Origin of the sequence: Sporosarcina aquimarina, from assembly GCF_019748715.1 — a bacterium.
Lineage (GTDB): Bacteria > Bacillota > Bacilli > Bacillales_A > Planococcaceae > Sporosarcina > Sporosarcina newyorkensis.
In genome coordinates this window covers 30,356-55,247 of the sequence record NZ_JACLBZ010000027.1, presented here as the reverse complement: position 1 = coordinate 55,247, position 24,892 = coordinate 30,356, and the positions used below count along the sequence as shown (strand labels likewise).

General features: G+C 39.7%; 23 protein-coding genes. 13 read left to right on the top strand and 10 right to left on the bottom strand.

The window, feature by feature from the left end:
- Positions 1 to 227: 227 nt before the first annotated feature.
- The gene (locus H7J92_RS17870; protein WP_281422295.1) at positions 228 to 350 is read right to left on the bottom strand and encodes a hypothetical protein; all 123 of its coding nucleotides are present in this window, start codon (positions 348 to 350) and stop codon (positions 228 to 230) included.
- 269 nt (positions 351 to 619) lie between these two features.
- Complete coding sequence (locus H7J92_RS12995) at positions 620 to 1,096, bottom strand: S-ribosylhomocysteine lyase (protein WP_040759829.1); 477 nt, start codon at positions 1,094 to 1,096, stop codon at positions 620 to 622.
- A 293-nt stretch (positions 1,097 to 1,389) separates the two neighbouring features.
- On the opposite strand from H7J92_RS12995, the gene H7J92_RS12990 reads away from it, so the two are divergent.
- A complete protein-coding gene (locus H7J92_RS12990; RefSeq protein WP_221837345.1) occupies positions 1,390 to 2,682 on the top strand; it encodes a Na+/H+ antiporter NhaC family protein in 1,293 nt (430 codons plus the stop codon).
- Between the two features lie 70 nt (positions 2,683 to 2,752).
- Here the strand turns inward: H7J92_RS12990 and H7J92_RS12985 are convergent, their stop codons facing one another.
- Positions 2,753 to 4,102 carry an FAD-dependent oxidoreductase gene (locus H7J92_RS12985; protein ID WP_221837336.1) on the bottom strand — a complete coding sequence of 450 codons (1,350 nt, stop codon included), beginning with the start codon at positions 4,100 to 4,102 and terminating at the stop codon, positions 2,753 to 2,755.
- A 426-nt stretch (positions 4,103 to 4,528) separates the two neighbouring features.
- Here H7J92_RS12985 and H7J92_RS12980 point away from each other — a divergent pair, with 426 nt between their 5' ends.
- Positions 4,529 to 6,148 (top strand): thiamine pyrophosphate-binding protein, encoded by a 1,620-nt coding sequence (locus H7J92_RS12980; protein ID WP_009498590.1) that lies wholly within the window; start codon positions 4,529 to 4,531, stop codon positions 6,146 to 6,148.
- 134 nt (positions 6,149 to 6,282) lie between these two features.
- On the opposite strand, the gene H7J92_RS12975 is transcribed toward H7J92_RS12980, so the two are convergent.
- From H7J92_RS12975 to H7J92_RS12965, 3 genes are read right to left on the bottom strand one after another with little or no spacing between them, the layout of a single operon-like run.
- The gene (locus H7J92_RS12975; protein ID WP_221837333.1) at positions 6,283 to 6,633 is read right to left on the bottom strand and encodes a YxeA family protein; all 351 of its coding nucleotides are present in this window, start codon (positions 6,631 to 6,633) and stop codon (positions 6,283 to 6,285) included.
- 2 nt (positions 6,634 to 6,635) lie between these two features.
- On the bottom strand, positions 6,636 to 8,489 hold the full coding sequence (locus H7J92_RS12970; RefSeq protein ID WP_221837330.1) for an FtsX-like permease family protein: 1,854 nt from the start codon (positions 8,487 to 8,489) through the stop codon (positions 6,636 to 6,638).
- A complete protein-coding gene (locus H7J92_RS12965; RefSeq protein ID WP_009498594.1) occupies positions 8,476 to 9,243 on the bottom strand; it encodes an ABC transporter ATP-binding protein in 768 nt (255 codons plus the stop codon). The genes H7J92_RS12970 and H7J92_RS12965 overlap by 14 nt, the downstream gene beginning before the upstream one ends.
- 147 nt (positions 9,244 to 9,390) lie before the next feature.
- On the opposite strand from H7J92_RS12965, the gene H7J92_RS12960 reads away from it, so the two are divergent.
- The gene (locus tag H7J92_RS12960; RefSeq protein ID WP_040759830.1) at positions 9,391 to 10,092 is read left to right on the top strand and encodes a response regulator transcription factor; all 702 of its coding nucleotides are present in this window, start codon (positions 9,391 to 9,393) and stop codon (positions 10,090 to 10,092) included.
- An 8-nt stretch (positions 10,093 to 10,100) separates the two neighbouring features.
- A complete protein-coding gene (locus H7J92_RS12955) occupies positions 10,101 to 11,477 on the top strand; it encodes a sensor histidine kinase (RefSeq protein WP_009498596.1) in 1,377 nt (458 codons plus the stop codon).
- A 278-nt stretch (positions 11,478 to 11,755) separates the two neighbouring features.
- Here the strand turns inward: H7J92_RS12955 and H7J92_RS12950 are convergent, their stop codons facing one another.
- The 3 genes from H7J92_RS12950 to H7J92_RS12940 form a co-directional block, all read right to left on the bottom strand.
- Positions 11,756 to 12,334: an SCO family protein gene (locus tag H7J92_RS12950; protein WP_009498598.1), complete on the bottom strand. Its 579-nt coding sequence runs from the start codon at positions 12,332 to 12,334 to the stop codon at positions 11,756 to 11,758.
- A gap of 138 nt (positions 12,335 to 12,472) precedes the next feature.
- Entirely contained in the window at positions 12,473 to 14,215 is a 1,743-nt protein-coding gene (locus H7J92_RS12945; RefSeq protein WP_009498599.1) for a GMC family oxidoreductase, read from the bottom strand.
- A 30-nt stretch (positions 14,216 to 14,245) separates the two neighbouring features.
- Complete coding sequence (locus H7J92_RS12940) at positions 14,246 to 15,019, bottom strand: gluconate 2-dehydrogenase subunit 3 family protein (protein WP_040759832.1); 774 nt, start codon at positions 15,017 to 15,019, stop codon at positions 14,246 to 14,248.
- A gap of 180 nt (positions 15,020 to 15,199) precedes the next feature.
- Here H7J92_RS12940 and tatA point away from each other — a divergent pair, with 180 nt between their 5' ends.
- The 9 genes from tatA to H7J92_RS12895 all read left to right on the top strand — a co-directional run bounded on the left by tatA (position 15,200) and on the right by H7J92_RS12895 (position 23,226).
- Positions 15,200 to 15,388: a twin-arginine translocase TatA/TatE family subunit gene (gene tatA / locus H7J92_RS12935; RefSeq protein ID WP_009498601.1), complete on the top strand. Its 189-nt coding sequence runs from the start codon at positions 15,200 to 15,202 to the stop codon at positions 15,386 to 15,388.
- An 18-nt stretch (positions 15,389 to 15,406) separates the two neighbouring features.
- A complete protein-coding gene (tatC, locus tag H7J92_RS12930; protein WP_009498602.1) occupies positions 15,407 to 16,153 on the top strand; it encodes a twin-arginine translocase subunit TatC in 747 nt (248 codons plus the stop codon).
- Between the two features lie 586 nt (positions 16,154 to 16,739).
- Positions 16,740 to 17,108, top strand: a complete 369-nt coding sequence (locus H7J92_RS12925; RefSeq protein WP_009498603.1) for a GntR family transcriptional regulator — start codon at positions 16,740 to 16,742, stop codon at positions 17,106 to 17,108.
- 17 nt (positions 17,109 to 17,125) lie between these two features.
- The gene (locus tag H7J92_RS12920; RefSeq protein ID WP_221837327.1) at positions 17,126 to 17,815 is read left to right on the top strand and encodes an ABC transporter ATP-binding protein; all 690 of its coding nucleotides are present in this window, start codon (positions 17,126 to 17,128) and stop codon (positions 17,813 to 17,815) included.
- On the top strand, positions 17,812 to 18,636 hold the full coding sequence (locus H7J92_RS12915) for a hypothetical protein (RefSeq protein ID WP_221837324.1): 825 nt from the start codon (positions 17,812 to 17,814) through the stop codon (positions 18,634 to 18,636). The genes H7J92_RS12920 and H7J92_RS12915 overlap by 4 nt, the downstream gene beginning before the upstream one ends.
- A 15-nt stretch (positions 18,637 to 18,651) precedes the next feature.
- Positions 18,652 to 19,860: a hypothetical protein gene (locus tag H7J92_RS12910; protein WP_221837321.1), complete on the top strand. Its 1,209-nt coding sequence runs from the start codon at positions 18,652 to 18,654 to the stop codon at positions 19,858 to 19,860.
- Between the two features lie 548 nt (positions 19,861 to 20,408).
- The gene (locus H7J92_RS12905; RefSeq protein WP_246602928.1) at positions 20,409 to 20,780 is read left to right on the top strand and encodes a Na-translocating system protein MpsC family protein; all 372 of its coding nucleotides are present in this window, start codon (positions 20,409 to 20,411) and stop codon (positions 20,778 to 20,780) included.
- A gap of 213 nt (positions 20,781 to 20,993) precedes the next feature.
- The gene (locus H7J92_RS12900) at positions 20,994 to 21,884 is read left to right on the top strand and encodes an alpha/beta hydrolase (protein ID WP_221837318.1); all 891 of its coding nucleotides are present in this window, start codon (positions 20,994 to 20,996) and stop codon (positions 21,882 to 21,884) included.
- A gap of 1 nt (position 21,885) precedes the next feature.
- Entirely contained in the window at positions 21,886 to 23,226 is a 1,341-nt protein-coding gene (locus H7J92_RS12895; protein WP_246602926.1) for an MFS transporter, read from the top strand.
- A gap of 249 nt (positions 23,227 to 23,475) precedes the next feature.
- Here H7J92_RS12895 and rlmD read toward each other — a convergent pair whose 3' ends face one another.
- Positions 23,476 to 24,843: a 23S rRNA (uracil(1939)-C(5))-methyltransferase RlmD gene (gene rlmD, locus H7J92_RS12890; protein WP_221837313.1), complete on the bottom strand. Its 1,368-nt coding sequence runs from the start codon at positions 24,841 to 24,843 to the stop codon at positions 23,476 to 23,478.
- Positions 24,844 to 24,892 lie beyond the last annotated feature (49 nt).

Sequence of the window (24,892 nt, the reverse complement as noted above, 5' to 3'; positions counted from 1 at the left end):
TTGCAGTTTCTTTGCATAGAAAAAACCGAACTCTTTTACAAAACTATGATTGAATGTTTTGTAAACGTTCGGCTTTTTATCGTTTTGAATCCTTTTGTCCCAGCCTCGTCCTATGTCCACAACCGCTATGAATACAAAATTACCACTAGATTTCACAGGAAGAAGTTATACTTTACTGGACACAAAAAACCCGTAGCCTCATAGCCACGGGTGGGGTGTCGATCCATTTATTTTGTATAAGACAAAAGAGCGTATTTGCTGAAGTTTTTCAGTGCGTTCGTTGCTTCTGTTTTCTCTGCATATTCAAAAATCCGTACGTTTTCTTGTTCGAACAATGTGATAACCCACATGTTGTTCATTCTCCTTTTTGGTTTGTATTTTGATTCCCGTATTGGAAACCTGGACCAATTCTTTAACTACTCTTATCATACACTGTTTTTTACGGATTGAAACAGCCTTGTGAAGGTTTTCACAATTCATTCAAACTCGAAACGCTTACATTTGTCAGATTTGTTACAAAGGTTTTTTTGATGTTTAAGTGGTGTCGAATCTCCGAATGCATTAACAAAAGGTACCAGGTCCCCGAACAATTATAAATTGTATCAGGGCCTGGTACCTTTTAAATTTTTTCCGCAAGTTCAGTTCGTACAAACGGATCGTCACTCAGCCCCGCTTCGAGAACAATTTTAGCGTATTCCTTAGCAGCAAATAAAGAATGATCCCGGTAATTTCCACATTCTTCTGCAGAAACAGCTGGTATATGTTCAGTAATGATCACTTTCTCTAAGACTTTTGTTAACGCAGCAGCTACTTCTTTCGGTTCGTGTTCATCCCAAATTATCAAATAAAAACCGGTACGGCAACCCATTGGTGAAATGTCTATAATTCCTTCCAGTTCATCACGTAAATACGTAGCCAGCAAATGTTCAAGTGTATGAACAGCTGCTGTTGGCATAGCGTCCTCATTTGGCTGGAGAAACCGTAAATCGTATTTTTGGAGAGCGCTCCCCTTTGCGTGCTGTTCTGTCCCCGCCATTCGGACATATGGAGCTTTTACTTTTGTATGATCGAGCAGAAAACTTTCAACTTGAGCCATTACCATCATCCTTTCAATATTACACTTAACCTATCACAATACTATACTATATGTAAAGTAATTAAATAAATTATTCTAAAGGTTTCCACTACTGTATTGACAACTATTTTTTAATAAGGTAGAATTCTCTTAATTTATAATACTGATAGAATTACTTGGTTTTACTATCAAAGCAATGATTCCTGGGTTTTCACAGAAGAACTATCGACAGAAAAATTGGAGGGATTTTATTGACAGAATTAAAAAGAGATAAAGGGAGTGCGTGGGCACTGTTCCCTCTACTCGTGTTTGTTATGCTTTTTATTGGAACAGGTATTCTGACAGAGGATTTCTCAAGCATGCCTTTGAATGTGGCAGTTATCATCGCCTCATTTATTGCGTTGGCTATGAATCCAAAGGAAAAGTTTCTGAAGAAGGTGGAGATTTTCACGAAAGGTGCAGGCCATCCGAATATTATGCTGATGGCTGTTATCTTCATTCTGGCTGGTGCTTTTTCAACAGCCGCAAAAGGAATGGGGGCTGTTGAGTCTACCGTCAATTTAGGCTTGTCATTTTTGCCGGCAAACTTGCTGATGGTCGGTCTATTTGTAATCGGCTGCTTCATCTCTATATCGATGGGGACTTCCATGGGAACCGTAGTCGCACTGGCGCCGATCGGCATCGGAATTGCATCCCAAACGGATATTTCGTTAGCACTCGCGATGGCAACCGTTATTGGCGGAGCAATGTTTGGTGATAACTTATCCATGATTTCAGATACAACTATTGCGGCGGCTAGGACACAGCAAACACAGATGAATGCGAAATTTAAAGTAAACTTCTTAATCGTTCTGCCTGGAGCAATTATAACGGCAATTCTTCTAAGTATTTTGACGAGAGGGAATGTCGCGACAGTTGCCGGAGATTTTCATTACGATTTCATCAAGGTGTTACCATATCTAGCCGTTCTTGGAGCCGCACTTTTTGGGGTACATGTACTCATCGTACTGCTCGGCGGTACAGTCTTTGCAGGTATTATTGGGATGATTGACGGTTCTTATAGTTTTGTATCGTTCCTGCAAACAGTTGCAGAAGGTTTAATCAGTATGGAGGATTTAGCAATCATTGCAATTTTGATTGGAGGGATGGTCGGAATTATCCAATACAACGGGGGTATCGACTTCCTAATGAACTTCATTTCAAAACGAATCAAATCCAAAAAAGGTGCTGAGTTCGGTATCGCAGGACTTGTGAGTGCAGCAGATATCGCAACAGCCAATAATACAATCTCTATCCTGATGACCGGTCCTTTGGCAAAGCAGATTGCGGATGAGTATGATGTTGATCGAAGAAAATCTGCAAGCCTGCTCGACCTGTTTGCCAGCTGCTGGCAGGGTATCGTCCCATATGGTGGTCAAATGCTTGCAGCTGCCGGACTCGCGGCGATTTCTCCTCTAAGCATCCTACCTTACTCTTTCTATCCGATACTCATGGGAGTTTGTGGCATAGTTGCAATCCTGATTGGTTATCCGAAAACGAAAAAGTCGGGTAAAATAGCGCTTCAGCCTGCTGCATTGCCCACAGCAGAAGATCAGTTAACAGATTAGAACTTTCCGAAGAATCTCCTTCCGCATGCTATCTATATTGCGGACAGGAGACTTCAAATTTCCCCTCTACCTACTTATCTTCCAGCTTGGCGACCGCTTTTCTCGCCGCACGCTGAATCGGATCCCATGTACTGTTGAAGGGCGGCGCATAGCTTAAATCCAAATCTTCCAATTCCTCAACTGTCATCTCATTGAATAATGCAGTGGAAAGCACATCTATCCGCTTATCCACCCCCGCTTTGCCAATCACCTGCCCGCCAAGCAGCAAACCATCTTCACGCCTGAATGTTAATTTAACCGTCAGCGACCTTGCATTCGGATAATACGATGCATGCGTTTTCGACCGCACAATCATCGACAAATACGCAATACCTGCTGCAAACGCCTCCCGATCAGACAACCCGGTCTTCCCTAAAGCTAAATCCATGAATTTCAAAATGGATGTGCCCGTAATTCCTTTAAATGCACGGTGCTTTCCCGCCATATTCAACCCCGCAACCCGGCCCTGTTTATTCGCATGCGTCCCGAGCGGCGTATACTCATCCACCTGTGTAATACGGTTATACTGCATCGCACAGTCACCTGCTGCATAGACGTCCACCACATTTGTTTCCATCCATTCATTTACATAAATCGCTCCGTTTTTAGCCAAATGAATTCCCGTTTCCTTAAGAAACTCTGTGTTCGGACGCAAACCCGCCGCAACCAGGACAACATCCGTCTCGTATGTACGTTTGTTTGTGCGGACAGACGTGACGAAATGTTCCCCAATAATCTCTTCTAATACCTCTTCGTATAAAATCTCGATCCCATGACGTTCAGCTTCTTCTTCAATTAATTTTGCCATTTCTTCATCGAATGTCTTTGCCACTTGCCGACTGCGGATCAATATCCTAACACGCTTTCCAAGCAACCTAAAGCTTTCCGCCATTTCCAACCCGACATACCCGCCTCCTACAATTGTGACATCCTCAATAACATTTTCAACTTTCTTCATGATTGCTTCAACATCCGCTAGTGTCTTTACCGAATAAACGCCCTGCAAATCAACTCCTTTCCAATTCGGGATAAATGAACTTCCCCCGCTTGCTGTAAGTAGTTTATCGTATCGTATACAAAATGATTCGCCGGTTTTTACGTTTCTTCCCGAGACCAACTTTTCCTCCGTATCGACTTTCTCCACTTGATGGTGCACACGCGCATCCATCCCAAATTTATTCCGATACGTCTCCACACTGCGTACAACGAGATCATTCACCGACTTAACAACCCCGTTAATCACATACGGCATTCCGCACTGCGCGTAGGAATACACCGCTCCCTGCTCCAAAATTGTAATCTCCGCACTTAGATCATGTTTCAATAATTGCATGGCAGCACTCATTCCTGCTGCGTCACCGCCAATAATCACATATTTCATATGAACATTCCTTTCTAAAATGGCGTAACGTTCTGTCTGGCCCTGACTGAAGCTGTCCTGTAAAAAAGAATTCCCGCCTTCACCCTATTACTTTCATTAGTACCCTGTTTACTAATGGTTCAACGTTTATACTTCATAATTATTCTCTGACTAGCGCCATTATTTCCGGTTTAAGGTTTACTCTTTGTGCAGTAGCCGGATACTATTATTGGAAATGGATGAAGCTTATTTCCTAATCGCTAAATACCAATCGTCTTTACATTTATATATAAGAAGATTCACCACAGCAATCATTTTAAAGGCAATATTTATAAAAGCAGAATAATGTTTAACCAATGCTTTTAAGTGAAAGAACAATAAGAATGAAGATTAAAACATTTTATATCCTTCAAGTCGAAAATAATAAATACAGGAGGTTCGCATGTTATGAAAAAAACAGACCAGACGGTTGCTGAATTAATGCTTGATCAATTGTCTTTGTTCGGTGTAAAACGTATTTATGGAGTTGTAGGCGATACCATTATCGGACTTATCGATGCATTGGCCAAACAGAATAAAATTCAATTCATTGCGGTTAAACACGAGTCAACAGCTGCTTTTATGGCATCTGCGGAGGCGAAACTAACAGGCAAGCTCGGTGTCTGTACAGCGACAATGGGTCCTGGGGCGGCCAATCTACTGAACGGGCTTGGAGATGCCTATGCTGACAAAGCTCCTGTACTGGCAATTACGGGGCAAGCACCGAGTGATAAAATCGGTACTGAATTCCCGCAATATGTAGACCAGCAGGAGCTAATGAAGCCGTTCGCCTCTTATTCCGCTAATTTAGCAAGTCCCGATGCAACGGTCGAACTTCTTCAAAAAGCGGCACAAACATCACTCGGGCAACGGGCTGTCACCCATCTGTCTATTCCAAAAGATTTATTTACAATGTCTGCTTCAAGTAAACCTCGTCCATTGCCCAATATTATAGAGGGCACGTCCATTTTTACGGAAAATAGTCTGGAAAAGGCAACAGCAATAATGAAAACAGCCAAGCGTCCAATGATTCTCGCAGGCGCCGGGGCTACTTTCGCTATAAAAGAAGTGGAGAAACTTGCTGAATTATGGGGAGCTGGCATTCTGACAAGCTTAGGTGGAAAAGGCTTATTTAATGAGCCTTCCCCGAATGTTTTGCAAGGAATCGGCGAAGGAGGCAATCCGTATGCTGCTGAATTATTTAAAGAAGCAGATGTTGTGCTTTTGGCAGGAACAACCTGGTGGCCGGAAGGATATGTGCCGAACGACGCGAGGATAATTCAGATTGATCGCCACTTTGGTAAATTTGAAAAAGGTATTCCCGTCGAACTCGGTATCGCCGGTAAAAGTGAAGAAGTTCTTCCTCTCTTATTAGAGAGCCTTCAAGGATTTTCCAAAAAAGAAGACTGGGTGCTCCGCTGCCAAGAAATAAAAGAGAAATGGGCTCAACAAAACAATCAAGAAGGCAGCACTGCGGGTTATCCCGTCCACCCTTCGCGAATTATCCGTGCCCTTGACCAAACAGTAGCTGCAGACGCTGTTTTGGCACTTGATACAGGAGATGTTACGGTGTGGACAAACCGTAACTTCCAGCAGAAAGATCAAACCGTTTTATTTTCAGGTTATTGGCGGACGATGGGCTTTGGCCTTCCTGCTGCGATGGCCGCGAAGCTCGTAAACCCTGAAAAACAAGTAGTAGCGGTAGTCGGGGATGGTGGACTTCAAATGACGCTTGCAGATCTATTGACTGCCACCCGTTATGAACTCAATATTACCGTCGTTGTGTTAAATAATGGAGCTCTGCAAATGGAGAGAGACAAAATTAACGTCATGGGGAAGAAAGAAGTAGGTGTGGATTTAACAAACCCTGGTTTCGTGAAGGTAGCGGAAGCTTGCGGGTGGAAAGGATTTCGGGCAGAGCCAGAGACCCAGCTAGAATATTTGCTGAAAGAAGCATTCCAGACGAACGGTCCTTCACTGGTAGACATCTCTACAGCCCAGGCATTCTTTCCTGAAACGGAAGGGTAAAACATTTCATTCTAACCATGCATTAAATCTACACGTTTATTGACACTTTTACGCCAATTCAAATTATCATAAATGTTTCTCTTATAAAGTAAAAAAACCCGTCCGATAGTGTTTGGACGGGTTTAACTTAGAATTTAAAACTTCACCTTATCGGGAATATCTGACAATTCCACTTCATCATAAGAAGTGACGTCATCTCCTTTAGTCAGATATAACTTCAAATATGCGCCTTTTCGCAGCTCTTTTGCTGCTGTGAATTCTACTTCGATTTCTTTACCATTTTCTTTATAAGCAGGACCAGTATACAAGTATCTTTTCATGATTTCACCTGAGTCCAGTTTTGTCTCTTCAACCGAATGCGCTGGTGAGATATGATAGTAGGCATTGCCTTTCCCCATTCTGTTAAAGTCCACCTTTGCTAACGCAAAGACAGCCCCAGCTAATAACACGGCGATGACACCTGCCAAAATTAATCCTTTTCTCATAATTACCCCTCCAAATATCCTCTTCTAATTGTTTTAATGAAGCTGCGTACCGTAGCAAAATAGTACATCGCGTAAATCATTGTGTAAGCCAACATCCAAATGACGACTGGCACAAGGAAATCCATCATGAACATATTGGACACTGCGACCAATGCAACGCCTCCGTGAATAAGTCCAAGAACAAGCGGAACTGTAAAGATGACGCCGACCTGCCCACGAATCGTCCTGTTCATATCCTTTTTTGAGACGCCAATTTTATGAAGAATTGCATATTTCGCTTTATCCTCTTCCGCTTCAGTCATCATTTTGAAGAAGATGATGCTGCCTGTTGCGACGAGGAAGACAAGCCCTAAAAAGCTTCCCACGAAAAGCAATGCACCCAACGATTCGATTGTATTTTTATAATCCGCTGTCGCACTTGAGAAGTTCTCGGTCGAAGCAGCTAACCGGTCCGATACAGCAGACTGGTTTTTATAGTTGGTTACTTTGACAGCTTGTATCAGTGTCTCATCGGATTTGATTTCGTCATACAGTTGTTCCGGTACGACAATTGCATTTCCACCTAACGTCTCGACATTGAACAGCACTTTATCATAGAATTTGGCGACTGGAAACTCTACCTTGTTTATCGTTACAGAATCCAATTTTTCAGACCAGCGTTCATCAAAAAATGCATCGATTGCAAAGACCTCATTCTGTCGTAACTTTTGAATATCTGACCAACCTAAATCCTTTGCCAACTTGCCGAAGGTCGCTTCATCAATTACAACATATTCCATTTCATACTTATCGAGTGCAACTCGGATCATCTTGCTATAGAACGTGATTTCCGATTCGATTATCGACGTGTCGATAGCCTGCTTCTCTCCTTCCCACATGAATGTGTAAGGAGTATACTCCCTCACATTTTTTTCGGCATTGTAATAAACACCGAAAACTGCGCCTCCTGATGTAATGGTCGTCGCACTCAATATCGTAATTAGCGTTAGCGTTTTCGCGTTTCCTCTTATCCTGTAAAGCAGCTGTGACGCCGTCATCATATGAAGACCTTTCCAAGCCCAGCGTGCATTTCCTTTCAAAGCTGACAGCACATACACTAATACGCTATGGAACAGCAAATACGAGCCGAGTACTGTAAAGGCGATGATGACAATCGGGGTTGCTAGTCCAAACACACGCCATACCTGTGATTCCGTTAAGTCCTGCAAGGCAAGATAGTACGCGATTGCCAACGACGCCACACCTAGTACGGCTGTGATGACCCTTGCTTTCGGCACATTCTCTCCCTTTTTTTCCGCATGGAACAAATCAATCAACTTGAAACGGTAAATGATACGATGTCCCATCAACGAAGTGAATAAGAAAATAATGAAAAATACTATACATGTATTAATTAGCGCGTTCATTGAAAAAGCGAATCCAGCAACGATGTCGAGACCCATCAGCTTCAAGAGAATGGTGAGCAACATTCTGGACAACAAAAAGCCTAAAACAACACCAATACCGAGCGATACCAACCCAATCACCATGTTCTCAAAGAACAAAAGGAATCCAATCGACTTTTTGCGTACGCCTAATAAAGAATAGAGCGCAACTTCCTTCTTCCGCTTTTTCATGAAGAATGAATTGGAATACAATATGAAGATCGCTACGAAAATCATGAGCACAAATGCAGATGCCCCCATGATTCCTTTAATCTGCTTTGACGTTTCAGCCATTCCACTAATATCCTCACTATATTTTAACGTAGCAAATGTGAAATATATCAAGATGGAAAAGACGGTGGAGCCTATATAAAGCGAATAGCTTTTCATATTGCGGCGGATATTTTTCAACGCCAATTCAAATAACGTCATTCACATCACCGCCCATTTGCGCCAATTCATCCAAAATCATTTGGAAAAACTCTTTCCGCGTCTTACTTCCACGAAAAATCTCTTTCGATAGCCGTCCGTCTTTAATAAATAAAATTCTGCGGCAAAAACTTGCTGCATAAGCATCATGTGTCACCATCATAATCGTCGTTTCATGCTTTTCATTTAACGAACTCATACTTTCAAGCAAATCTGTGGCCGACTTTGAATCGAGCGCGCCTGTCGGTTCATCCGCAAAAATTATTTTCGGATTGGAAATTAATGCGCGACTTGCTGCTGTACGCTGTTTCTGTCCACCTGAAATTTGATACGGGTATTTATTAAGCAAGTCTGATATGCCGAATGTACCCGCGATTTCATCCACCCGCTTAGCAATTTCCTCGGGTTTAATTTTTGCAATCGCTAATGGCAATAAGATATTTTCGCGGACAGTCAACGAATCCAATAGATTATAATCTTGAAAGATAAATCCTAGATGGTCTCGCCGAAAATCCGCAAGTTTTTCTTCTTTCATCTTTGCAATGTTATCCTTCCCGATATAAATATCTCCAGTTGTAGGTGTATCGATCGTTGCTAGGACATTCAGCAACGTGGACTTCCCTGCTCCCGAAGGACCCATAATTCCAACAAACTCACCATGATCGATTTCAAACGAAATATGTTCAAGCGCTTTGAATGTATTCGCATCTTTTCCGTATTTTTTTTCAACGTCTTTCACAAGTAATAATGACTCCATTTAGTTGCACCTCTTTCGTATATCTTTACTATACTTGGCGAACCTTAAGCTAATTTTACGCCGACCTTACATTATCCTTAAATACGGGCGGGTTTTAGAGAATTGCTTTATACTTGGGTCAACGTTGCTTGAAAGGAAGTGTATCATTTGGAAAAACCACGCATCTTAATCGTAGATGATGAAAGCGATCTGCGTCATTTAATGGAAACTGCACTTATGAAGGAAGGCTTTTCGGAGATCAAAACGGCTGGATCCGTAAGGGAAGGTTGGGAGCAGTTTGAAGCATCCTCGCCGGATATAGCAATTTTAGACATCATGCTTCCAGATGGGGAAGGTTATGATTTATGCAAAAAGATTCGAGAAGTTTCCCATATCCCCATTTTATTTCTATCAGCAAAATCCGACGAAACAGATAAAATTTTAGGGCTCGCTCTTGGGGGCGATGACTATATTACAAAACCATTCAGCCCAAAGGAAGTCGCCTTCAGGGTGAAAGCCCAATTAAGACGTGCTGGCTATCATGAAATAGAGGCAACTTCCCAACCTAAAGAGATTGCCATTGGACCGTTTTCTATGAACGAGGCGCAAACCGAAGTACTGAAGAACGGCGTAGCTTTGGAACTGACAGCTAAAGAAATGGGATTGATGGCTTCTTTCATGCAGAATCCAAATCAAATTTTGAGCAAAGAGACACTTTTTGAACGTGTTTGGGGGGAAGACTTTTTCGGTGCGGATAATACGTTAATGGTTCATATCCGCCGCCTCCGCGAAAAAATTGAGGATCATCCATCAAAGCCTGCATATCTCACAACCGTAAAAGGATTGGGCTATAAATTCATTGTGAAATAGGTGATTCGATGAAATGGAAGTTGACTGTCCAATACTTATTTTCAGTCTTGAGCATTGTCTTTATTGTCATTTTCGTTAATTTAATTATATTAATCGGTGTACTTTACTTCCAACAGACAAACGGCAATGACAGCTTATCTACTGATACCGGCGAATCTTTCACCCGCCAATTTTCTCGTTATCTGTCGACGGAAAATGAGCAGCCCCTCATTACAGACGAAGGGATTCAGGCACTTCGGGAATTTGGCGGTTGGCTCCAAGTACTAGATTCAAACGGGCATGTCGTTACTGCTGCCCTTGCACCCAAAGATGCACCTACACACTACAGTCCGGTTGAGCTCGTCCATATTTATAAGTATATGGACGATCAATTAACAACGTATTATGTCGGTCAATTTGAAGAATACAGCTATTTATTGGGCGTTCAAAATTCCACTGAACAGCGTGTTGTCTTCATGTTCAATGCCCAGTCATTCCTGTCCTATGTATCAAAAGCATTCGTCGGCATTACAATTGCCGATCTGCTTATCGCAATGCTCGTCGGATTGCTTTTTAGCATGATCATAACAAAGCCGGTTTCGTACATAATCGACCGGATTTCACAGCTGAAAGAGCGAAATTTCTCCATCCAAAAAATGAAGCGTCAAGGTGTCTTCAAACCAGTCTTTTCAAATTTGAATTCAGTTTCTGAAACATTGCAGGCCCATGAAGAGGAGCGCATGAAGCTTGAAAAGATGCGCGAAGAATGGATTAGCAATGTTTCGCATGACTTAAAAACGCCTCTCGCATCCATTCGAGGCTTTGCAGAATTGCTACGTGGACAAGACGTGATGGAATCGGAACGTGCAGAGTATGCGGAAATCATCGAACGAAAATCCATTTATATGAAGGATCTATTGGATGATTTTAATTTAACGATGCGCTTACGTAATCAGGAAATGCCATTACATCGTGAAGATACACGTCCCGCAAGCTTCGTCCGCGAAATAGTTATAGATGTATTGAACGACCCGAGATACAGCGATCACGCAATTTCATTTGAAGGCAACGCACACAATGCAATATGGAGTATCGACCGGCATTTAATGAAACGAGCCATTTTGAATTTCATTCACAACGCGATTATTCATAATGATCGTGACATAGCGATCACTATTAGTGTTTCGGATACAGGGCTCACAATCGAAGACGATGGGAAAGGCATTGCAAAGCAAGACATTGAACAAATATTCAACCGTTATTACAGAGGATCCAATACGGACAACATTCACGGCACTGGACTTGGGCTTGCCATTTCGAAAGACATTATCGAGGCACATGGAGGACATATTACATTGACGAGTGACATTGGAAAAGGAACGAAAGTAGAGATTTTCTTAAATTAAAAAGGTGCCTACTTTACAGGCACCTTCCATTACTTGCTTTCCACTACCATCGCCCCTTTGAATTAAGCCAATATCTTTCGCGTAGTATCCAAAATACGTTTGTTTGTTCCATGGTGTATACGTTCCGACAGCCAGCACATCGCGGTATTTCGTATCGCGTACAGTCCGTACTAAGTCCGTGCCAATAATCCAAGCATTTTCGTATGATACCGGCCCTATGTCGTTCTCATAAGGAAGGCAAATGAAAACCTATTGTTTGAATCATGAAGTTTTTGTTTTCACATTACTTTTTTCGCATCTGCAATGAGGTTTTCATAATCTAGTTTCGATAGGCCGTCATACCGTTTGATGACTTCGCCTTTCGGATTGATAAGGAAAAAAGATGTGCTATGTGCATATACATGGTCTTCTGGTCCTCCCCCGTCTAATACGGTTTTAAAGGATTTGTTGGATAGTTCTTTTATTTTGTCAAAGTCATATCCGGTCAAAAAGGTCATGTTTTCGAAGTTTGCATCATATATTGCTGCAAAATCTTGAAGTACTGCTGGTGTATCGAAATCAGGGTCTACACTAAAGCCAATGATTGGTGGTGTCATACCAGCGTCCCTTAGTGTCGCTTGAACGTTTACGATATTGGCTGTTGTTTGTGGGCAGACCATTTTACAGTTCGTATAGAAAAAATAAGCAATCCACCAGTCGCCTTTTAATTGTTCTGATGAAAATGTTTCATTATGTTGGTCTGTAAATTCGAAGTCTGCAACTGTCGCGGATATGTTTGATTCAATTTTTCCGTTACTACAAGCGACAAGTGTAAGTGTAAAGATGAGTAGGATGATGTTGAACGATGTATTTTTCAAAATAGTAACACCCTTTCTACTACAATATCAATGGATTATTATTTATTAAAAATAAGGACGTGAGGTTCATACTACGTCAAATATATATACGTAGTATGATCTTACGTCCCATTGCATGTATTCAAATTAACTGGCTGTTTATGCTTTTATTGCATTTGATTTCTTTTCAACTAGTAACCCGCTACCATCTGATAAGTACTTGTCAATTCCTTCAGCAGCACGGTATGCTAATGCACCGAGTGTACCTGTTTGTTGAGGAATTTTATGTGGTAATGCAGATGCTCCGATTACGAATAAATTATCCATATCCCAGACTTGAGAGTAGTTGTTTACTGCCGAAGTCTTTGGGTCATCTCCCATAATTACCCCGCCACTTGTTTCACCATATCCTTGTGTATGCCTCCATTCTTGAGGTGGATTACCCTTCTCAATAATGTCTGCTCCCATTTCCTTCATGATTTCTTCTGCACGTGCACTAAAGTACTCTGAGAATTTTTTATCTTGTTCAGTAACCGAGTGTGTAATTCTTAATAATGGGTCATTAAACATGTCCGTATAGTTTGGGTCTAAGTCCATATAGTTAAATTTCCAACCGAATGACGGTGACATGAATCCAACACTTAACATACGATTTGCGTAGTGAAGTGATTTTTCTTTAAATTCTTTCCCCCATCGTGGTGTGCCTTGTGGTACTGGGTTGGAACCAATCGGCCCTGAGCCACGTTGACGAATTTCACAAATCCCTCCACCGATAAAGCCTAAGTCAGAATTATCGATGTTGTCACTATCCAGATCACTAAATGTACCGCCTAAGGAACCTGAACCCATAAATAAGTTGAATTTTTTATCTTCAAAGAAACCAGTCGCACTTCCACCTGGAGATGCTAATCCGGCAGAGTTTTTACCAATAACTCCTTCGCCTGTTTTTGGATCATATGGTTTCCCAATTTCCGAAAGTAACATTAAATGTGTGTTAGAGATAGTGTAACCTGCTAAAACAACTACGTCGGCAGGTTGCTCATATTCCATTCCCGTCCGCATGTCTACATACAAAACACCGGAAGCTTTTCCGTCTTTATGTATCACACGGCGTGCATAAGATTCTGTACGTATTTCATAATTACCTGTTTTCTTAGCTGTACGAATAACTGTTGCTACCGGGTCTGATTTCGCGCCGAAATCACAACCATACATCATACAGAATGAACAATATTGACAAGCGTTAATTGTTTCTCCATCCGGATTTTCATATTGCTCAGAAAGGTTGGCAGACGGTATCATAATTGGATGGTATCCCAATTTGGATGCTGCTTCTTTAAATAATTTTACTGGGTATGAAGGACGCATTGGTCCTGTAGGATAACTATCACTACGTGGTGGTCCCATTGGGTCATCTTCACCAGATGTACCAGCTGTTTTTTCGAATTGGTCAAAATAAGGTTCTAATTCTTCATATGTTATCCCCATATCTTGTAAATTCATATCTGCCGGAATTTTATCTTCTCCATATTTGTCAATCGTAATAGAACGTGCTTGGAGATCAAATTTACGTCCACGTTGTGTAACGCCTGACCAGTGTACACTACTACCTCCAACGTTGTTACCTTCAAAATTTTCACTTTGCGTTCGAAGTGGGAATGCTTCTTCATCTAAAGTACCGCGCGCTGTGACAGTTGAAATAGAGTTATCTGTCATAATTTCATAGCGAGATGCATAACGCAGCTCGTCTTTAGAGCCAACAAAATCACTATGGTCGTGATCCCTTCCTCGTTCTAGAGCTACTACCTTATATCCCTTCTTTGCTAGTTCTGCTGATGGGATTCCACCAGCCCAACCAGTACCCACTACGACAACATCTACTTTGTCTAATTTTATAGCCATGACAATCCCCCTGAAATATTACTTTATTTTTTAGCCCTGATAATCTTTTAAACTCATTCGTTCAATGATTTGGAATTTCTCTTCTTCGATTAAATCACTATAACCTGGACGAATTCCTGGATGTTCTTTCATTTTCCATCCCATCATATTCTTGTTTCCACCGTAAAGCGGGTCAGCATACGCTCCTTCAATCGTCATTTGACGTAATAAGTTAAAAAATGTAGGACCTTTAACACCACGCAATCCGATTTCTCCAGCTTCCATTGCTTTTAGTATCTCATCTTGTTGTTCGCCTTCTAAATCATAGAACTTTGCATCCTGGCTTCTTAGACTTTCAGCATTCAACTTTCGAATACCTTCAATAAACACTTCACCACGTGACATTAACGTCTGATAAGATGAGGCAACTTTTACTTCTTGAACAGGACCTTTCATATAGTCGAATTTATTCGAACCATACGGGCCTGCTAATTGTTTATCTATAAAATATGGAACACCTAAACCAATTGCACCTGGTCCATTACCATCTTCAGGGTAAATTCTTTCTACTGCTGCTTCTAATACAAAAAAGTCTTCAAATCGAGTGAAAAACATTCTTGTTTCTGTAAATTCCTTTTTAGGTCTTTCATCTTTATTGGATGTTGTGATGTCTTTTGTAAATGGATTGCCGATAAATGAACCTAATAAACCACCACCAACAATACCACCAGCAACTAATCCCGAGTTTTTCAAGAAACGACGTCTCGATTCTTGTTCGGGCTGATTGTCCTCATTTTTCTTCTCTTGCTTTTTCTGATCCGACATATGCACCCCTCCTAGTAACATACTATGGTGTGACTAGCTTGAATTATGACGCACTGAAAACAGTTACATTGAGAATGACTTATCTAGCTGAACATCTCTGTAGTGTGAATATTATGTATAATACATTTCATAAGATGATAAAAAGGTTGTAGAATCGATAATATAATAGGAGTGGTGTATATGAACCTAGCGGCTATTGGTGTACCAGGATTAATTATTATTTTAGTAATTATTTTAATTATGTTCGGACCAAGAAAGTTACCTGAAATTGGTGGGGCAGTCGGCAAAACATTGGCGGAATTTAAGAAATCAACAAAGGAGATCATGGATTTTGACAATGAAGAATCGGAAGAAAAGAAAAAAATGTGAATAAAAGTAGGTGTTACGATGCCTGAAGAATCTAAAAGAATGAATGATCCAGCAGTATTCGGTCATTTAGACGAATTAAGAAGACAGTTAATCAAGTCGGCAGTAGTATTTACAATCGTTTTTATTTTCGCGTTAAGTACGATTCACTTTTGGTTTCCCTATATAATAAAAGACTATAAACTACTGATTCTTAGTCCATTTGATGTGTTGTCATTTTATATGACGATATCACTAGCCCTTTCGATTGGTTTGTCAATACCTTTTATATGTCACTTTATTTATCAATTTGTTAAGCCAGGTTTGACAAAACGTGAAAGTAAATTTTTTAGTTTATATACACCAGTTATTTTTCTATTGTTTTTATTTGGTTTAACGTTTGGCTATCTAGTGATTAATCCGATTAGTTATAGTTTTCTAACAGGTTTAGGTGCAATTCATTTTGATGTGATGATATCCGCTAGTGAATATGCTCGATTTTTATTATATACAACCGTACCAATTGCTTTAATGTTTGAATTACCAATCGTTGCTTTATTTTTAGCAACGATTGAAGTATTGACGGTAGCAACAATGAAAAAAACAAGAAAATGGTCCTATGTTATTTTAGCGCTATTATCTGCAGTGATTACACCGCCGGACTTTATTAGTCAATTACTCGTTTTAATACCAATGATTTTATTATATGAAATAAGTATTCGTGTTGTAGCAAGAGTTGAGAAAAGGCGTCTTTTGAAACAAGAAGAGGAAGAGATGCTAGTAACCTAGCTTTACCATATGAATATATTATTTTGAAAGAGTTTGAAATTGGAGGAACAAGCATGGTGATACAAGGAAACGGTATTCCATCCTGTTGACGCATGTAACGCCCTAATATTTCGAGCTCTTTTTTGTGTGTTGTTTAAAATTAATCGCTCCTTTTCAACATAAAAACTACTTCATTACCACACTTTTTGATAAAAGGTACATTTACGACAAATTATCCGTTAATTTGTACAATCATGAATGTTTTCCACGTAGGTACTTATATTTTGGTCTGCTCGCAAATAATCTTGAACTATGACTGTGATGTTGACAATAAAAGTGTATTACGCATATAATACATATTGTAGAGTGTATTAACCCATTAATACGTTTAAATTCTTTTATACCTTATATATGCACGAGGTGTAACTGCGCTTGAATGCAGTGGAAGACTTTTTTAAAGTTACTGTATGAATGACTTAATACGCACTTTTATCACGGCTGTATGACGGGTTTTACTACAATGCTTGAAAACAGATGCTATTTTTTTGCAATCACTGTATCACCCACTTAATACGCTAAACACATTACGTTTTTAGGAGTTGGATCTATGAAAGTCAAGTTTAATAATCGTGATCCTGTTTATGTACAAGTGATCCGGCATTTTAAAGAACAAATTGCCTCAGGTTACTTTGAACCCGGTCAGGAGATTCCATCGAGAAGAGAACTGGCGAATCAGCTTAAAATTAATCCAAATACGGCGCAACGGGCGTATAAAGAAATGGAGGAACAAGGTTTGATACTTACGGAGGGGAATTTACCCAGTCGCATTTCAAAGGATGAGCAAGTACTAGAAATGGTTAGAGAGGAATTGATTTTAGAGGCCGTTGATACATTCGTTCATTCGATTCGTTCAATCAATATTCCTATTCATGAGGCCCTGCATTTAGCCAAGGATAAGTATGAAGAAGGAAACTAATGGAATGGGGGATTCTTATGATTGAGATAAAAGATGTTACAAAAAAGTTTGGTAAGAAGAAAGTATTAAATGGTGTTTCTTTTACAGCTGAAAAAGGAAAGATTACTTGTTTAATTGGTATTAACGGTGTTGGGAAAACAACAATTATGAAAGCGATTATGGCATTATCCCCCATTGCGAGCGGTGAAATTCTGATTGACGGAAAAAAAATTCATAAAGAAAGCTATGAAAAAATCACTTTTATACCAGATACGATCACGATGTTGCCGCAAATGCAAATACGGGATGCATTCGTCTTCATGGCTGATTTTTACGACAGCTGGAATCAAGCACGAGCCAGTGAACTTCTTCGGTTTTTTAAGCTGCAGGAGACAGATCGAATTTCTGATCTATCTAAAGGAAATACCGCAAAAGTAAACCTGATACTCGGTTTAGCGATGGATGTCGATTATGTCTTAATGGACGAGCCGTTTTCCGGAATTGATATATTCAGCCGTGAACAAATAGCCGATGTATTTACGAGTCATTTAATTGAAGACCGGGGCGTCATTATAACGACCCATGAAATTAATGATATTGAGCATTTAATTGATAAAGTCGTTTTACTGGATAACGGCGTCGTTTTAAAAGAATTTGATACGGAAGAAATACGAGAAAAAGAAGGTAAATCGGTAGTTGATGTAATGAGAGAGGTGTATGAAGCATGAAACAATATCTGAAGTTGGTCAATTTCGAGTTCAACCGATTTTTTAAACTGTATCTCGTTTTAATTGGAATTACGATCCTCACTCAGATCATTGGCGTTATTACAACAGCACGAATGCATGTAAATCGGGCAAATGAATGGATTAACGAGGAGCATATGACGAAGGGCGATATTCAACTCGCGCCGATTTCTTTTTATGATTTTTCCCAATCAGCTTGGTTTATGGGACCCATTGCACTTGGTGCTGCTACCCTGCTGATTTATGTTTTCTTTATTTGGTATCGGGACTGGCTCGGAAAAAATACATTTAGTTACCGCTTGTTCATGTTACCAATTGCGCGCATTCAAGTCTATTTGGCCAAGGCTGCAACGATTTTACTGTACGTTCTGGGCCTCATTGCATTGCAACTGCTTTTAATGCCAGTGGAGAACAAAATTTTAAAGTGGATAGTTCCAAGTGAGTTTCGTACCGATCTCTCTATTAATGAAATTACACGCATTCCAAATGTGGCTCTGTTAATACCAAACACTCTTGGTGAGTTTGTTCTTTACTATGCTGCTGGAGTAGGGGTTGTATCGATTGTCTTCACGGCTATTTTGTTTGAACGTTCTTACCGAGTAAAAGGAATTATGTATGGCATTCTTTTTTGTGCTGCTTCCCAACTCGTCTTTTTTGCACCGTTACTAGTGAATACATTTGTTTTGAAGAATTACTTTTATCCGACAGAACTATTTTTCATGGAATTAGCAACAGGTCTTGTTGTGGCGGCTTGCTCCATTTGGACTGCTAATTTCCTAATAAAAAATAAAGTAAGAGTTTGATGGGAGATCACATACATGAAACGCTATTGGAAAATTATTTCAATTTGTTTGGTTATCGTACTTAGTATTGGAACATTTTATATACAGTCGAGTTTCGCTACAAACAATCATGTGGAAATTGAATTTAAAAAAATAAGTGGCAATGAAAATGAAGTAAAGAACTTAATTTTAACCGGGGATTATCAGGCAGGCGATAGATCTCAATCCTTACAAATCACAAATGAAAAAACAATTGATCCAAATCATTTACCTTTTCTCAAAAAAATAGAGAGGATGAGTGTTCCGCCGACTCTTGAAGGATTGGTAAAAGAGCGTAGGAGCTTTATGCGCAGCAAGGATTTAACAGCTAATCATTTCTTTGAAGATAAAAATACAGTAGCATATGCCCGAATTCAAGCGGAGAATTTTTATGAACAACCGATGAAAGAATTAACCTTTGAAATTGAAGTACTCAATAAAAAATCAGAAAAAATTACGTCCTTAGAATTAGACGTACCAGAAAGAGAAAAGTACAGTTGGATGAGTGTTGAGAAGGTCCAAGTAATAGAGGGCGAATTAAAGATAATTACCCATAACCTTCTTATGGATGGCAGAGGTGAATTCCATGCATATACGGTTAATTTGAAAGGGCAAAAGTTGGTACACAATGACACAATCGCTTCTACACCGACGGTAGAATATGGCTGGACTGATATACGAGTAATCAATGCTGGAGATTACAATGAGAAAAGTAAATATCTATTGATTCACATTGAGGCTTCCGAAGAAAAAAGCATGCAAGATGATGGTCAACCAAACATAATCGCTAATGAATACGTGGTTTACGATATAGAAAATAACCAGACTAAAAAATTAGCTGTTCCTGATGAAATACTTGATTCTATAGGCGGAGCATCTGCTGTCTTTCACTCTACAATTTTTATTCCGTTACAAACAGCGAATGGTATAGAGGTCAACCAGTATGACATAGAAAACGAAAAATGGGATGAAAAACTGATATTTGATATAGCAGATTCAACGGATGATGAAAATCCTTATTTGAAAGTGATGAATGGAAGGTTATATGCCGTTTCCGCAACAAATAAAGAGCATATCTTCTTTATAGGAGATTTGGAAACGGGAGAATCATTATATGAAGGGAAATTGGAAGTAAAAAGTCAAAGAAATAAACAGGAGGATTATCATCTATATATTTATGAGATTTTGGAAGGTGCAGATTTCTGAATTAGTTCAGAATGAGAATCTGGCACCTCCCACGATCTAAAAAATCATGCATACTCCTTGTATAGGTATTTATTTTCAACCTTTTTATTTTAGGGTATCTGTACACCAAACTCTCACGTTATTTGTACATTCATGTTAATTCAAACAACTATGAATTTTTCACACGTGCTATTTTCCACCTACAAAGTTCATAAATGGATTAACTCGGTTGAAATAATGATAGATAATGCAGAAAAAAGATTCAATCCAGTTGTCAGAAGTAAAAATTTTAAACTAATACGCCTTCTTAAATCAAACATATGTAACGAATACTCACTTGCATTTGGTTCTTATTTCATTTCTTTTTTAGAATGTTTTTTATACTGCGAAACTTTCATATAGCAAAATTTCCGTATTGAGAAAATTCTTGTTTTAGTTTATGGTGAATGAATAGAAAGTAAAAGTTCTGATGAGTTAAGGATGATGGAAGGACATTCTTTGCGCAATTATAACAAGGCAGAATTGGTATAGCAGTTTTAAAAACTTCTAACACTGTGAGGGATTGAAACTTGACCGAAAAAACAATGGACATTGAGCAATTCGAATTAGAACTTTTAAATTTGATTAATAGTTTCTTGAAAAGCGTTGGCGGAAAAGGTCCGAAGCAAACCGAAGTCCGGTTGATGGGAGATACGATCGTTTATATTCTTAGAGGTATTTTAACAAAGCGTGAAAAAACATTAATGGTTAATACTGAGGGACGAAAAATGGTTTTGGATGCTAGAAGATCATTTATGGAATTAGTAAAAGAGCGTCGAAATACGGAATTCGAACAATTTCTTGGCTGCAAAATTGTTGAAAGCTATGAGTCTTGGAGTTTGGATGATAATTCTGCAGTTGCAGTCTTATTATTAGATAGGGCTATTTTCAAAAAAATATAAAATTTATTTACAATGTACAGAAAATTATATATAATTAAAATTGATAGTATAATAGCGCACAGTTCCCCTGTGTGTCCCATATCATTCATAGCAATGGGTGGTCTTAAAAAAAGGCAAACCATAGCTGTTATCGACGGCTCCTCGTGAGCGGTCTATACGGCTATGGTTTTTTGTTTTCAATTTAATAAATGGTTATGGAGAGGATGATACGACTTGTTTACTGTCGAAAAAAATGTAGTCTATGGTGAAACTGAAGAAGAATATTTAACAGCAGATTTATACATGCCTTTGAAGTTCAATGAGCCTTTGCCAATTTTAGTACTTATTCATGGAGGGGCATTCCAGGCAGGTTCAAAAGAAATGTATAAAGAGTGGGGGGAAAAGTTTGCGCAAGAGGGCTATTTTGTAATGGCCATCAACTATCGACTAGCCACGCCCAACTACGCGTCTTTTCCAGCAGTAATTGAAGATCTGAAGCAAGCGATGAATTGGCTCGTTTTAAACGCCAATAAAAAAGAATTGGATATTAATAAAATTGGGTTGATCGGTGATTCAGCCGGTGCCTATTTATCGTCGTTATTTGCCTTAAGCAATCACTCTTTTAGTTATCGAGTTTGTTCTGTTATCGGGGTCTACGGACTTTATGATTTAGCTTATGAATGTAAAAATCCAATTATTGTTCGGGATGTGAATATGAACGAACGTCTATTAGGACTACCTTTCGATGGTAATGAAAGCGATTTTTATGCCGCATCTCCAATTGCTCATATTCAAGATGCAATGGCAGTGCCAACTTTTGATACAATCTTTTACTTAATTTGGGGTGAAAAAGATACAATTGTCAATCCAACCCAATCTTTATTATTTTATGAGGCTTTGAAAGAAGTGAACATTGAAGTTGAAATAACTAAAGTGGAAGACAAAGGACATTTTTGGTTCAATAAGTTACCAGGAATTGCAGGGGGAAAGGTAAATGATTATCCGAACAATGTCTTAATGCCTAATATTTTGGACTTTCTGCATAGAACTGTAAAGCAAGCTTTAAATGGACATTATTCAAAAAGACAAATTCAAATATTAAGTAAAATTGGAGGAGATGTATAGAATGAAGGCACATGTAGAGGAAACTTTTGAAATTCTTGAAGAGGAAAAATCACAGGCAAATAAGGTCGGGATTAAATCGATTAGTAAAGTAACGATTTTAGTAACAATAATTTGCTGGTTTACAATTTTTGTCGAAGGTTACGATTTAGTTGTATACGGCGTTGTATTACCAGTTTTGATGGACCCAAGTGGGTGGGGACTAACGGCAACACAAGCGGGCGCAATGGGAAGCTATGCATTGCTTGGCATGTTTTTAGGTTCTTCGATCGGGGGCTTCCTTTGTGATAAAATAGGAAGAAAAACTATCATCATCGCTTCAATCGCGCTCATGTCCATCATGATGGTACTGACCGCTTTAGCTCCCACACCCGAATTATTCGCAATATATCGTTTCTTGGCGGGATTAGGCATTGGCGGAATTGTCCCATCCGCCTCTGCGTTAACGACAGAATACTCTCCGGCAAAGTACCGCTCATTCTTCTTTGTTATTATGTATTCTGGTTTTGCTGTCGGTGGAGTAGCCGCTGCACTTTCTGGTGTGTTTTTTATTGAGAATTTTGGTTGGAGATCACTCTTTTGGTTAGGTGCAACACCAATTTTATTCATCCCATTCTTTATAAAATATTTACCGGAATCTATTAAATTTTTACAGGCAAACAATCAGCAAGTGAAAGCAAAACGCCTTATTGAAAAATACCGGTTACCTGATGAGTTCGTGAAAGAAGAACAATCCGAAGGAACTGCCAACGAGTCAGCGTCTATTTTTTCCAAAAGGTACTTAGTTTCCACGATTTTGTTTAGCATCGTCTATATTGGTGCATTTTTGCTTATTTACGGTATGAATACATGGCTGCCACAAATTATGAAAGAAGCTGGCTATCCCATGAATTCTAGCTTACTATTTTTACTGGTTTTCAACTTATCTGCAGTCGTGGGTGGAATTATTGCCGGAAGAGTCGCTGATCGACTACAACCGAAAAAAGTCATTAGCTTTATTTATTTTTTGGCCGCAATAAGCATTCTTCTACTTAGTATTAAATTCAATATAGTGGTTCTGTATATACTTATCGCCATAGCAGGTTTCGGGACTACTGGAACGACGTTCGTACTCGCAAGTTATGTGATGAGGCAATATAATGATCAAAATAGAGCTAGTGCCTTAGGCATTGCCTCGGCAATTGGTCGATTCGGCGCGATTGCTGGTCCATTATTGGTCGGGATTCTTATGGGCATGAATGCAGGATATGAAATTAATTTTTATTTGTTTGGAGTTGTGGCAATTCTCGCATCACTAGTTATTTTGTTCATGCCGTCATTTAAATCAGTAAATGCAACTAAATAATTCAAGAAATTTATTTTTCTATGAAATCCCCTAATGAGTTTACAGCATACAAAATCTTGCTGGGCCTTTAATGAATTTCAAGATACTTGTGCATAGAACTATACAGTCCGGTTGTACATTTGCGTTAATTCAAACAACTAGGAATGTTCGCCCACGTAGTACTTACTTTAATCATTTCATAGAAAAAATCTAATTAAAAGCAGACGGAAACCCAAGAATCCCCTACAGATTCTCGGAAACCGCTGCTTTTTATTTACTTAAGTCTAGTAAAGCTACACACTCCACATGACTACTATGCGGAAACATATCCACCGGTTGCACTTCCTTCGTCCGATACCCGCCATCTTCCAAAATCCGTAAATCCCGAGCGAGCGTCCCTGGATTACAAGACACATACACAACTTTCCCCGGCTTGTACTTCAAAATCGTTTCCAACAGTTTCTCATCGCAGCCTTTACGCGGCGGATCAACGACCAGAACGTCAAAAAGTTTGCCTTCCGCATACCATTTCGGAATCACGTCTTCCGCCGCGCCTGCCTCAAAATGCGTATTCGTGATGCCATTCAATTCCGCGTTACGCTTCGCATCTTGTATGGCTTGTGGAACAATTTCGACGCCATATACTTCTTTCGCTTGTTTAGCCAAAAACAATGAAATCGTGCCGATTCCGCAATACGCATCGATCACTGTTTCATCTCCAGTAAGGCCTGCATAGTCCAGTGCTTGCTGATACAGCACTTCTGTCTGGACAGGGTTCACTTGGTAAAATGAACGCGCTGAAATCTCGAACTCGATATCTCCAATCCGATCGATAATGACGTCGGCACCATATAGGTTGATCGTTTCATTGCCCATAATGACATTCGTATTTGCTGTGTTGATATTTTGCATGACCGATGTGACATTCGGGATTTCTTGCTGGATCAATTCAACAACTTCTTGCTTCTGCGGGAACTTTTTATGGCGTGTCACGAGAACGACCATCACTTGATCTGTTTGCCGTGCCTTCCGGACAATCAAATGCCGCAACATGCCTTTATGTGTTCGTTCGTCATACGTCTCGATTCCAAGCTGCTGAATCTTACGCTTTAGCATCGCCATCAATTCATCCGCTTCTGTCGTTTGAATTATACAGACATCGGTATCAACGATTTGATGTGTGCGTGTTTTATAGAAACCTGCAATGACACGTCCATCTTCCGTGTCAAATGGAATCTGCGATTTATTGCGGTAACGCCATGGATCCTCCATGCCTTTGACTGCATGCACAGGAACATCCGGAAGTTTCGCGATACGATCCATGACATCACGGACAGACTTTCTTTTTTGGGTAAGCTGCGCTTCATAAGAGAGATGCTGCAACTGACACCCCCCACATGTCGGGAATACGTGGCACGGCGCTACAATCCGCTCCGAAGATGGTTCAATGACATCCAGCTTTTTAGCAAATCCATACTTCTTTAATGTCTTCAGCACATGGACTTTGACCGTCTCACCTGGTAAAGCACCTGGAATAAACAGTGGATAGCCATCTACTTTCGCTACCCCTGCTCCGTCATGTGTTAAATCCTCTATTTTCACTTGTAATTGATCGTTTTTATTGACTGCAAAGCTCATGTTTTTTCCTCCATCTTTCAGATACTCCTAGTGTACCATGCGGGGCAAA